Here is a 12,822-nt window from a genome sequence, read left to right as displayed (position 1 = left end):
AGTCCATGACAAGACGCGTACCACCATCGCCTGAGGTACCGCCTGCTGAAGGCCGAGCGGCTATCGAGGCACCAGTCCTTCACCAGCGTGCCCGAGCTCGCTGGCGGGTCCGACTATCGTCCGCGACGAGCTTAGCATTCCATCCAGTGACAGAGGCTGGTGGAGAAGTCGTCGAGACTATGAAATGAATTTGCATGGGCTGCAAATAGCAGAGGAGGGCGAGACTTGCGTTCAGCGGTGGGAGTGTCTTAGATAAAGATATAATCGTTCGCCACATCTTCAAGGCTGTAGGTCGCACTGCTCGACAAGAATTATAAGGAACGACACGATTGTGCCTTTGCCGGGCGGCGCTGCTTTATTAATTGATGGCCGGATAACTGGGGCGGAGAATTGACGATGGCTATCGAGCCTGCGCGGTTGCTCTATCCTCTCACCGATTTTGTCGATCGCAGTCAGGTCATCCTTTCCGACTTCCTCCATGACGTCGCGGACGAGGTTTTCGACGAGATCATGGTCGCCAATGCCTGGACCGATCTTGGGCCTGATGGTTTTACCCTGGATGCTGAATTTTATCTCGATGGGTTGGGCGAACTCAGCCTGCCGGGCCTGGGCCAGTTCGCCCTGTCGTTCGATCCGTGGCAGGCGGCGCACGGCACATTGGTCTGTGGTCCCGAGCCGTCGCTGACAATCGAGCAGATCGGCGTCACTCTCCGGTTCGATCCTTCGATATTGGCCAAAGCCGACGATCCGGCCAAGGGCGCGGTGATCCGGTCGACCTGCTGGCTGCGCTTCGACCGCGACGGTTTCCATTTCGAAAGTTTCACCGAGGCCGACCTTGAAAAGGCGCGTATCGCCGGCACTGAGGCCGAGATTGAACTGACGGGGATCGCGCTTGCCGACCAGGGCGAGGATCTGTTCAGCGTCCGAAAGGCGAGCCTAACTCTTCCGATGTTTGCGCGCGGACAGGACAAGCTGACTCTCGAGGCCGAGAAACTCGCTTTCGGACGTTATGGGCCGAGCGGCCTGTTCCGCTTGGCCGATGGCACGCCGATCGATTTCTCGATCTACGATTTCGACTGCGAGCTAAGCCGCGCCGGAATCGAATTGCGCCGTGGCCAGCTGGTCGGGGTCGAGATTGGCGGGCGGCTCGATCTGGGGGCATTTCTGGACGACGGCCGCGCGGATGGCTGGGTCGATGTTGACTTCTCGCTGGGTCCCAAGGGCGTGGTGGCGTCGCTTAGCGACGACGAGCCGATCATCGATATGCATGTCGCCCAGATGTTCGCGCTCACGGTCGATACGATCCGGCTCGAACAGGGTGACGGTGAGAAGGACGGCACCTTGTGGTTGTCGGGTGAGCTCACCCCTGAGATTGAGGGTGTCGAGGGCAGCTGGCCGAGCTTCGCGTTCGATGAGATCGGGATCAGCTCCAAGGGCGATCTGCGCTGGAGCCGCGGCGCCAGCATCGCGACGACGCAGCCCTTTGTCGCCCAGTGGAACTTCCTGCGGCTGACGGTTACCGCCTTCAGTCTCGGGCGGCCGGAGAAAGGTGGCCTCGAACTCAGCCTTTCGGCGGGCATTGAGATTTTGCAGGGTATTCCAGCGGGGGCGTCGGTCGAGGGGCTGGTCGTCTGGAAGCCGCCCAAGGGCGTTCCCAAGATACGATTCAACGGAATCGGTCTGACCTTCAGCACGCCGGGCGCCTTCGCGGTCAATGTGAAGCTCGCCTGGGACTTCGCTCGACGAGCGCTGAGCGGCTCAGGACATCTCGACATCCAGGCGATCGACATACGCATGGATGTGGTGTTCGAGGCGGCATCCGAGGATGTGGACAGCGAGCGGGTGACGAACCTGTTCCTGGCGGCCGAGACCGATCTTGTGCCGGGCGGCATTCCGATCGGTACGACGGGTCTCTCGCTTTATGCTATCTCGGGACTGCTCGCCTACAACAAGGCGATCAAGCTCGAGGGCACGGGTCCGAAGCGCTATTATGAAGCGTTCAAGGGCGATCCAAGCCGCAACATCAAGCCTGGTTTCGCCGACCTCGGCAAATGGAAGACCAGCAAGGGCGATCATGCGCTCGGCCTCGGCGTCGTGATCGGCACCTCCGACGATGGCTGGATGTTCTCGGCGCGCGGCGCGCTGCTTCTCACCATTCCGGATTTCGTGCTGCTGATCACTGCGACCGCCGAGCTGATGCAGGAGCGGCCGTCGATGGCCGACAGCAGCGAGGGCGTTCTAAGCGCGGTGTTGGCGGTGATCCCGGCCGAGAAATTGATTCGGCTCGATTTCGGCGCCGAGTGGAAGAGCCCGCCCTTATTCGAGGCCGGCGGCGAGGGCGGCGGCAAGTTCCACTTCGACAAGCCGCTCGACTGGGAGGTGTGGCTCGGCCTCCCGCCCGATCAGGGCGATCCGGTCTATGCGCGCGCGATTAAGGTCGGCTCGTGGCTGGTCGACGGCGATTTTTATTTTCTGCTCGGGTCAGTTCGATCGGCGCGGACCGGCGTCCGCTCGCGCTTTGAGCTCAAGGCAGGTGCTGCCGGCGTCTATGTCGAACTCGTCGGCGAAATTGGCGGCGATGCGACCCTGAGCTGGCGGCCCGCGCAGTTCGAGGGAACGCTACATGTGGCAGCACACGTGCGACTGACCGGTGCCGGGGTTACGCTCGGTTTCAGCTACGAGTACGACCCGCAGGTCAGTATCGCCCGACCCAAGACGGTGGTGATCCCGATCAAGGCCTGCATCAAGTTCGGGCCAAAATGGAGCCCGGTCCGCCTTTGCCTCCAGTTCAGCTTTTCCTGGCGTGACGAGAAGCCGCCCGAACTGCCCGCGCTGATGGAAGGTCTCACTGCGGTGCCGCGGCACTGGAACCCACGCACGCTATCGCCCGGGGTGATGGATGACGGCCGAGTAGGCCATGTGGGCGATCAGGAGAATGCCATCCCACTCGGCGCGGTCCATCCGCACAGCGAACTGGCGCTCGAGTTCGGTAAGCCGATGCTGGTCGACCTCGTTATTCCTGCGGGCGGCGCAGCGGTCGACCTCAACGAGCCGGCAGTGCCGCGCCCCGAGCTGATTGGTAAGGACAGCCGCTGGAAGCAGCGATGGACGCTGAGCGGCCTCCAGCTCCTGGATTTGGAGGATGGCAAAGCAGTCGAGATCTTCGGCACCTTTCAGCAGTCGGTGCTCGCCCGTGAGGGGAAGAACGGCCCCGAAACGCCGCGACCGCCCAACACCCAGCTGCGGCTGCTATCGTCACGGCGCTTCGGCGAGGATGGGTCGCTCAGCGGCGGCGGGGTCGAGAAGGTACCGCCATCCGATTGCAGCCCGCGCAGGACGACCAAACGGCGCTCGGTCAGCCTGGCGGGTCTCGAGCCCGGCTTCGGGGTCTTGCCGCATGGCTGGCGGTACGAATGGATACGCTGGGCTGATCCGACCGAGCCGCTCGACAATCGCTATGGTGTCGGCATGCAGAGCGACGACCTGTTCTACATCTATCCGCCGGAAGGGATCACCGGGTTCTTCCTTCGTCATACCGCCTATCAGCCGGGTCAGCCGCCCGGCAAAAGGGGTAGCTCCTCCTTTTCGGCCAGTTTTCCGGACGCCGTGAGACTCGGCCAGAGTGGCATGCTCCTGACCCGGATCTGCTGGATCGAGCTGGTCGCCGATGACGGCCGCAACCAGCCTGCCGAGCGCCATGGCAGCAGTGGCGCCGAGCAATGGACACGCGATGCCGACAAATGGCTGCTGCGGCCGGGGCGACACTATGAACTCCGCGTCGTGACATCGGGCCATGTCCTGCGCGACGACGCTGTTCACGGGGCCGCCCAGCAGCAACGCACCCGGACCTATAGCTTCACCGCACTACGTGCGCCCGACTGGACTGGCGCGCTCGATAAAGCGGTGGCCGCCGTCTATCCGAGCGATGGCGAACGTCCCGCCTATCGTGATTATGACCTGCTCGTCCGGTTTAAAGATGTCTATCTCGATGCGCTCTACCGGCTCGACAAGCGCCGGCTTGCGGTCCGCTTGCGCGACGCCAATGGCCAGCTCGTCACCGCGCCCGATGGCAGCGAGGTGCTGCTGCCGGTCGCCTGGGTCGACGGCGAGATCGAGAAGAGCCCGGTCGAGCGCTGGTGGGGCCGCGCACGGGCGGGGGCCAGCGCCTGCGAGGGCGGGCTGGTGCCACCCTCCAAAGGCCCCACCGTGCTGCAGATCCGGCTCAAGGACCTGAAGCTGAAGCCGCTCACCCCTTATGCCGCCGAGATCGTCGCCGTCGATGATGAATATCAGCCGGACATGGCGGCGTTGCACAGCTGGAAGTTCACCACCTCGCGCTACCATGATTTCCGAGAGATGGCGGATGCCCCGGCAAGGATACCAGCACTGGGGCTGGCGCAGTTGCAGCCGGCGGTGACCAAGGATTTCGACGGTCTGCTCCGGTCGTTTGATGCACCGGTCGTGACGCTCGCCGAGGCGGCGCGGATGACACCGGTTCGCCAGGGCAACAGTCTGGCCTTTGTTCTGATCGAGGCACCCGAGCCGCTCGACGACAGCAGCAAGCGTCTCGTGATCACAATCGGGGGGCAAGTGGCGGAGGGCCACCCCAATCTCGACCGGACGCGGATCATCGCAGAGTTGCCGACGCCGATCGCGCTCAAGGGGCCGGATGATGTGGTCGAAGTGGTGCTCAACTGGTCGTACGATGTCGAACACGCGCCGAGCGAGACCCGGCGCACGATTGGCGGCACGCCGCAAACTGCCCAGTGCAGGTGGCGGGTTCCGCTGGGAGGGTTGTTCTGATGCTGCTGCGTCCGCTCGACATCATTGCGCGCCACCGCACGGCCGAGCTGGTGGCGGTGCGATGGAGCTTCGCCGAGGAGTACTGGCCACGCGGGGGCTTCGAGGTGACCCGTGAGCTCGATGGCCAGAGCAGCGTCATCGCCGGAATTGGACAGCTGCCGGGTGGGGTAGAGAGGGCGCAGGGGCAATGGGATATCGACCCGCAGCAGCTGGAGGCCGATTGGACCGCGCGTGGCACCGAGGTTTCGGGACCGCCGCTCCCCTCGCTAGTCGAGGCGCTCGCGCTGCGCCCGGCGCTAGTCTTCGCTTTGCCGGATGCCGACCCGGCGGCGCTTGACCGCGAGTTGAAGGAAATGGCCAGGATCGCCGGCCAGTCGCATGCGAGCGATGAGGGCCTCGATCTGAAGCATTGGCGCGGCGCGCCGCCGAGCATGGACGATCTGTTGGCGATGAGGGGCGGCACCCCCGACCAGCAGCGGACCTATCATGATGTGATCATGCATTATCAGCGCCATGCGCCGATCTTGCTGCTGGCGCTCGCGACCGAGTTCGGGGTGGCGCGTTTCCTAGGTCTTGGCGTAGAGGATCGGCCGCTGCATGCGCCGGCCAGGTCCCTACGCTATAGGGTTGCGGCAGACTATCGTGGTCGGCCAGCGAATTGGGATTGCGAGGCTGCTCCGATCGATGCCGCTTCCCCGCCGCCGCCCGCGGCACCGACGCTCACACCGGCTGCGCCGGAGTTCGTCCTCTACCCCGCGTTCGGCCGCTTTTTTGCGGGCGCGGCCTGGCAGCCGGTGATGGCGGCGGGCCCGGACCCGCTCCTGGTCGAGCGGACCGCAGTCGCCATGACGCCAGTCCGCTCGGTCGCGACCCCGACCGCACTGATTGAATGGGTTGGTCCGGGCGAGGACGCACCGTGCGAGCGCGAAGTGATACCGCAGCTGTCTTCGCTGGCGGTGAGCTGGGCGATCGAGCGGCACAGCTTTGGCGCCGGCCATGCGCAGGAGGATGTCCCGCCCGCGCCCGGTGTGGCCAATTTCGTCAGCGTCCATCTCGGCGAGAGGATCATAGAGCAGGGGGATAATAGCTTCCTCGACAGCCGCGAAATCCCGTTGGGCGAGCCGCCTTATGATGGCTGGCACAGCTATCGGATCAGCGGGCGCGACTTGCTGGGCTTCGATGGCCCCTGGTCGGATGAAGCGACAATCGAGATGCGCGATCCTGCGGCACCGCCCCCGCCGCTAGTCCGGTTCGACACCGAGATCGTAGTTTTTAAGGCCAGCGGGGACACCGCCCTTGTCCATCTTGACTGGGGGGCCGAACAGGAGCTGGTCGCCCCCGATGCGGCTCTCTTCCAGATCCGTCAGCTATGGCAATGCGACTGCTATCATCCGCTGGTGATCGCACCACTGCTCGCGCCGCCCGATGGCCCACCGCCGCTGCGCGACGACCTGAATATCGTCCAGGCGCAGATCCGAGTAACCGACGACGGCCGAGAAATTCCCAAGGTTGAACTTGAGCTGCTGATCGGCGGCACGCTGGTCCAGGGCGGGGTGGCGTTCGCGATCCTGGCCGCCCCGGGCGACTCTACCCTCATCGTCCGCCGCTCGGCCGGCCGGGATCCGCTCGCGGGTGATGCCCAGGCACGGATCGGGATCTCGACCCCGGTGCGGAATGTAATTGCCGAGGACGTACGCACGCCGGCGGTTGCCGCGCATGTCGAGGTCAGGACCGCCGCGCCGCTGACCGTCTCTCTCTATCATCGCACCGTCAATCCGGGCACGGGGGGTGTGACCGACAGCCTAATCCCGCCCGAGAACGGCGTGGTTTATCTGCATCTGCCGGGTCTCAACTTCCGGGCTGAACCGAGCCAGAATGGTGCGGCTTTCGTGCTCGCGCTGCCGGACGGTGCGGGTCCGGCTTCGAAGGCGATGCTTGAGGCGATGGATAAGCTCAGCGCCGCCGAGTTCGCCGCCTGGCTCGACGCATCGCCCGCCCTTTGGCTGCCGGCCCACAGTACGGCACTAGCGCTCGACCCGCCCGAGGGGTTTGTCTCCGGTCGTGTCCAGCTCGAGGTGCGGGCAGTCGATTGCCATGGCAAAGAGGGCAATCCGCGCCAGGCGAGCGCTCCGGCCCGGCTGATAGCCGCGCCGGCGACAGTCCGGATCCCGTGGGTGCCGCGGATTTGGGCGCATGACGCGGCCGAATATGCCGAGACGGCGCGGGCACGGATCAGCTGGCCGGAAATGGCGGGGGCGATGCGCTATGAGATCGAGCGCGCTATCGAGCCGGCGTTGGGACTGACTCCGCAGAGCGCCGACGAGACCTTGCTCGACGAGGCCGCCAGACAGGGGGCGGCGTTCGAACGTATCAGCGACGCCGCTATATATCCGCGTTTTGAGGATCTGCTGCCGGGCCGCGCGCCGACCCGCGCGGTCTACCGGGTGCGCGGCGTCTCGGCCAGCGGGATGGCCGGCGACTGGCTGATCGTGGCGCTGGTCTGGGTGCCCGATGTCCGGATCGCACCGCAACCGGTGCCGCTCGGCGCCCGCCCCGATCCAGGCCGTGAGCGAGCCGTGATCTGCAGTTGGACCCAGCCCGGTCCGGTTGAAGGGATAGGCTTCCGGATCGAGGCGCGGCCAGTCCTTCAGGGACAGGTCCGCGACGAGGACTGGACCGTGGTCAGCGAGCTGGTGCCGGGATCTGTCGCGCCGGTCGGAGCGGGTCGTTACACTGTGACGCTCCAGGATCGGGCGCCGGGTTTCTGGCAGGATTATCGGGTGACCGCAGTCCGTCATGCCCTCGATCCGGACGATCCGCGCGGCCGCGCGATTCGCCGGATCATGGGCGCCCCCTCCGACCCGATGCGGGCATGTGCCGAAGGCGATCTGCGCCCGCCCGAATATCTGCGGGCGAATGTTTCCGACACGGGTGTCGTAACGCTCCGCTGGACCAAGCGCGACCGTTATCAGGCGATCGAGGTAAGGCGCTGGGAAGAAGGCGATTGGCGGGTGGTGCGGGTTACGCTTCCGGGCGAAGCAGAAACCTACGTTGTGCCGGACCGTCTCCCCGCCGACACAGTCTGGCTGTTTGATCTTACCGCGATCGGCCATGACGCGCGGCCGCGCTGCGGGCCAGTTTCCGTGCGGAGAGCCGAGCCATGACCAAGAGTCCCGGCTTCGGGCCATTCTTGTTCCGCCTGCCGATCGCGCCCGGCGACCGTGGCGATATCGACACACCGGTGGTCGCCGATGGAAGTACGCTGGCCGGCTGGCCGGAGGAAGCACTCGTCATCAAGGGGACCTGGCAGCCGGACAACAAGCGATCGCTAATGTTGCGACCGGTCTTTCCCGGCGCCCTGCAGTTCCTGGCCGACGACCCGGTGCCCTCGCCCGAGGCGATCGACGTCGATGCCCAGGGGAGTGTGACGTCGGCTGGGCTCAAGGCCTGCGCTCTCACCGGCAAGCTCTATATCCGGATCCGCTCGGGAGCGCATCTCGAGGATATGAAGAAGTGCGGCACCCTCCCCGCAATCGGGGTCGCGCCGATCTGGGCGGCTTACGGGCCGGTGAAACTCGGCCCGAATTTTCTAGCCGATACCCTGCTGGGCCGCAACAATGGCCTGTATCGTCGACCGGTAACGTCTGCCGACGGCGAGCAGGTGCCGCCGACCGATTCGCGCTGGGAAGCACTTGCACTGCACGCATTCCTTAGCGGTGCGGTCGGGCCCAATCTGCTCTACGGCACGTCGCTCAACGATGATGCGGCCAAGCTGGCAATGCCGGAACTCGTCATCGGCACTGACAAAAGTTTCGCGGTAGGGATCGCGTTCGGTTGGCTGCGCGATGCCAGCAAGGATCTGCCCACGCTACGTGACAAGATGCGTGACAAGAATGTTGAGATCGTTCCGGCTCTCCCCTTTATTCGGCATATCGGCAAGGAGGTGCTCGAGGCGGCCAAAGACTCGCTCGTCGACCGGATCTTCGAGGGAGAGGACGACAGCAAGGGCTGGCACGCACGGCTGCGCGCGGTGCTGATGGCGATGGGGTTCGGCGACCTCGGTGGCAATATGCCCATCGAGGCAGTCGTGCGGGAGTTCCAAATCGCCGCATCGGCGCGCGTGGTCGCGAAAGCCAAGGATCCGGAGGCGTCGGTGGATCAATTAGCCGAGCGCGACTTTCGCGACCTTGTCGCGGTGGCGAATGGGGCGCACTATAAGGGGCCGATCAGCGGGCGGGCTAATCAGGAGACGCGCCGGCTGATCCGCGAATGGGCGAGGCTCGGACAAAGGTCGCCTCTGATCATAGCGGCCTACAGCGGCTTGAGCGATGCCAAGCTCGAAGTGCCCAACGGTAAGGCCGCCGACCATGCGGATCTGTGGCGGCGTAAAGAGACCGAGGACAACAAGCTGAGGATGTTCGCCGCGGACTTCACCCGCTTGCGCCCGGGGGTGGGGCTCGACGAAAACGGCCTCGAACTGATCGGTTATTATGGCCCCTATGATGAATTTAAAACGGGAGGGCCGGCGTCGCTGAGACCTACGCCCGCACGCCATGTTTTCTTTGCCGAATTTCGGCCCGGCCGGATTGGACTCGATGAGTCGAAGCTCGCTGCTGCCAAGCGCAATGACCCCCTCTATCCGGCGGCATCGACATTCCGAGTGATCCGGGCGGTATCGGAGATCGAATGCTTGGGGCATCTCGATCAGATCAACGCCCTCGACGATGCCGGCATCTCCTACGGTCCGTGCCACTGGTCCATGGCGAAAGCAAAGGACAACGCGGCTAATGCCACCGAGTTCGGCGCTCTGTCCGCCTATCTTTTCTATCTCGATAAACGAGGTGCCTCCCCCGGTGTCGATGTTCTCGCGCGCCAGGGTTTCCGCCCCTTTCTGTCGACGGAGACGCAAGCTCTTAGGGCTGTGCGTGAAAACTCGAATGGCGCTTTCAAATGGCGCCTCGGACTGATCGACGATCTAGGTGAGAGCCGGCAAATGACGCTCGACGACGTACTCAATACCGTTCCATCCTGGCGCAATTTCTATCGCTGGGTTGATATCGGGCGGCGGGATCAGCTGATCGGTCCGCCGACATGGACAATGGCGCTTCGACGCCTCCACCAATTGATGACGGTATCCTTCCCGTCAAAACGCCTGACGGCGTTGCACAAAAAGGAGATGGCGGCACCGACATTGAGCAGCGTATTCACGTCTGAACTTGCGGTCGCAATCTTGATGCGCTGGCATGTCAAGTGGCCGAACCATATAGTCGAGACCAAAAAGGTCGGCGATCAGCTCTTGCGAACAGCCGATGATCATATAGTCAGGGCTTACGCAGCGGCAGCAAAGGTTGCCGATCCGGCGAAGCGAGACGCTTGGCAGCTAGCTTTGGTCGACGCTCTCAAGACGGAGTCACAGAAGGTTGACTACCGCCTAGAGGGGGATTTCGACAAGATGATCCAACAGCCTTGGTGGAATGACCCGAAGGAGTCCCGCGGCCATGAGATCGACCGAGCGCTCACCACGCTCGACTCGGCCCATGGATCGTTCGTGCTGCTCGGGCCGGACCCGGGTCCGTAACCCCTATGGCCCCTCGAGTTGCGCGCGTTAGTTAGTCGGACGTTCCCGACAGTGCTAGGCTCTGTACGAAATCCCGAGAAACTGAATCGGCGCCCCTCGGAAGCTGAAATTCTGTAGGGTTCCCCGCCATCTACGGAAAGGAACTCTGTGATGGCGAAGCGATACGAACTCTCGGATGAGGCCTGGATTGTGGTTGCCGATCTCTTCACCGAAACCCATGGCCGGGGGCGCCCCCGCCTGAGCGACCGGCTGATGCTTGATGGCGTGCTCTAGGTGCTTTGCTCAGGTGCCGCGTGGCGAGATATGCCCGAGCGCTTCGGCCCGTGGTCGATGATGTATCAACGCTTTCGGGGTTGGCGAAACCAGGGGACATTCGATCAAATGCTCAAACGCTTGCACCTGAGATTGAATGAGCAAGGCTTGATCGACTTGCAAACCTGGATGATCGACTCAACTGCTGTACGCGCAACCCGAGCCTTTCCTGGCGCCGGGAAAAAAGGGGGCCTGACGAGCCTGCCGATCACGCTCTAGGCCGCAGTCGCGGTGGCCTGACAACCAAGATCCACATGCTCTGTGACGCTAACGGGACACCGCTGCGTTTTCTCCGCTCTGGCGGTCAAGCCAGTGACATTAGCTACGCCCAGCCACTGCTGGACGACGTCAGCATTCCATCAAGCCAACGAAGCGCTGCAAATGGCTGCTTGCCGACAAAGGCTACGACGCCGAAGCGCTTCGCCGGTACTGCGACCAATATCGAATGCAACCCGTCATCCCGCTGCGCTCAATTAAACGCAAACCCAAGCCCGGCTTACCCAGACTGTTTGATCGGCCCAAATACCGACAGCGCAACATCATCGAGCGCATGTTTGGCTGGCTAAAAGAGAACCGCTGCATCGTGACACGCTTTGACAAACTCGCGAAAAGCTATGCCGCTATGGTCTCACTGGCTTGCTCCATGCGATGTTTGCGACATATCTTTTCGTACAGAGCCTAGGGCTCTGGTGAAGGTCGGGATATGACAGCTTTGAGCTACAAGTCCTCGAGGATTTTCTACGTAGTTGCATGGCGGCATTCGACAAAGGCACACATGACGGTCGGCATGCCATGGCGATGGGTGAGACGGTTTCGGTGCGCAGAGTGATGCCATACAACTGGCCGCTTGAATCGGCCCTGATCCAGTCGCAGAATTCCTGTGGTAAGCCGGCTGTGAGGAGATGTTCGCAACGAGAATAGGTTCAATTCAGAGGTCATACGACGGGTCAGCAATCGACCCGCCATGGACTTACCGGCTCTTGGTTACCTTTTCAGCGCCGCATCGGATGCCTTGCCGGTTCGCTTTCCGAGCCGCTCACCTGTTCGCAACGCTCCTCCCAGCGTGCGATCACCAAGGGCGCCAATGCATTGCCCAGCACATTCAATGCTGTGGTAGGCATTTCCATTAGCCGATACACATCCGCGATGAAGGCGATACCTTCCAGTGGCAGCCCTGCGCTGGCCAGGGTCGCAGAGAGAATCATGAACATGAAACCCGGTACACCTGCTGCACCTTTCGAGGTCAGGACCATGGTCACCACCAGTAGCGCCTGGTCGGTCAGCGATAGCTCGATGCCATAGAGTTGCGCCACGAACAGAGTGCCGATGCCCAGGAACAGGGATGCGCCGTCTAGGTTGAACGAGTAACCCACCGGTGCCACGAAGCTCACCAACGATGGCGGAACGCCATAGCTTTCGAGTTTCTTCGTCACAGCGGCATCACTGCGGCCGAACTGGCACTGGAGAATGCCAGCAGCAACTCTTCACGAATGTGCCGCATCAAGCCGAACAGACTGATACCCGCCAGGCGGGCAATGCTGCCCAGTATGATGAAGGTGAACAGCGCGATGACGACGTAGCTGACCAGGATCAGCATGCCCAGCGGCAGCAGCGAACTGAAGCCGAAGTTGGCGACATTCACCGCGATCATGCCGAACACGCCGATGGGCGAATACGCCATGATCATCGAGGTGACCCGGAACATGGCGTCCGATACTGCACGCAGCACGGCTAGCAGCGGCGCCTTGCGCGCTTCGGGCAGTTGCCCGACACCCAGGCCGAACATCACCGCAAAGAACAGCACCGATAGCAGGCTACCCTGGGCCATGGCGTTGACGATATTGTCGGGGATGATGCCGAAGAGCATTTGGACAGGCCTCTAGAGCGGAATTTCTGGTCTCAAGAAGCGAGAATGTACCCCCAGAAAAACCCGCGATACCCCCAGCAGGATGCGCGATCGAGAATGGCGATTTTTGACAGCTATCGAGGTGGCGCATACTGGAATTCAGTGTACCTCCATGGCGGGATGGCCGGAAGCAAGGCGGGGGGCGCCGATACAGGGCCGTTTGTCACGAACGGCAGCTATCGATTCATTGCGGCATGTCTTTGGGCTCGTGCCGATCGGCTTC

Annotated in this window: 3 protein-coding genes and 2 pseudogenes; 4 read left to right on the top strand and 1 reads right to left on the bottom strand. The window is 63.0% G+C overall.

What is annotated here, in order from left to right:
- The first annotated feature begins 396 nt into the window (after nucleotides 1-396).
- The 4 genes and pseudogenes from C6382_RS00815 to C6382_RS00800 all read left to right on the top strand — a co-directional run bounded on the left by C6382_RS00815 (nucleotide 397) and on the right by C6382_RS00800 (nucleotide 11,375).
- Nucleotides 397-4,803, top strand: a complete 4,407-nt coding sequence (locus C6382_RS00815; protein ID WP_107022669.1) for a hypothetical protein — start codon at nucleotides 397-399, stop codon at nucleotides 4,801-4,803.
- The gene (locus C6382_RS00810) at nucleotides 4,803-7,967 is read left to right on the top strand and encodes a hypothetical protein (RefSeq protein WP_107022668.1); all 3,165 of its coding nucleotides are present in this window, start codon (nucleotides 4,803-4,805) and stop codon (nucleotides 7,965-7,967) included. Before C6382_RS00815 ends, C6382_RS00810 begins: the two co-directional genes overlap by 1 nt.
- Nucleotides 7,964-10,381, top strand: coding sequence for a hypothetical protein (locus C6382_RS00805; protein WP_107022667.1), 2,418 nt, complete (start codon nucleotides 7,964-7,966; stop codon nucleotides 10,379-10,381). The genes C6382_RS00810 and C6382_RS00805 overlap by 4 nt, the downstream gene beginning before the upstream one ends.
- Before the next feature lie 150 nt (nucleotides 10,382-10,531).
- Nucleotides 10,532-11,375, top strand: a pseudogene (locus tag C6382_RS00800) (IS5 family transposase).
- 310 nt (nucleotides 11,376-11,685) lie between these two features.
- On the opposite strand, the pseudogene C6382_RS00795 reads toward C6382_RS00800, so the two are convergent.
- Nucleotides 11,686-12,563, bottom strand: a pseudogene (locus tag C6382_RS00795) (cation:dicarboxylate symporter family transporter); the annotation flags it as partial.
- Nucleotides 12,564-12,822 lie beyond the last annotated feature (259 nt).

The sequence above is a fragment of the Pseudomonas sp. BBP2017 genome, assembly GCF_003024385.1.
Taxonomy (GTDB): domain Bacteria; phylum Pseudomonadota; class Gammaproteobacteria; order Pseudomonadales; family Pseudomonadaceae; genus Aquipseudomonas.
This window is presented reverse-complemented; position numbering and strand designations above follow the sequence as displayed.

Bases quoted from the DNA above. Each gene is read 5' to 3' on its own strand.
- C6382_RS00805 (WP_107022667.1), top strand. From the start codon at position 7,964: ATGACCAAGAGTCCCGGCTTCGGGCCATTCTTGTTCCGCCTGCCGATC.
- C6382_RS00815 (WP_107022669.1), top strand. From the start codon at position 397: ATGGCTATCGAGCCTGCGCGGTTGCTCTATCCTCTCACCGATTTTGTC.
- C6382_RS00810 (WP_107022668.1), top strand. From the start codon at position 4,803: ATGCTGCTGCGTCCGCTCGACATCATTGCGCGCCACCGCACGGCCGAG.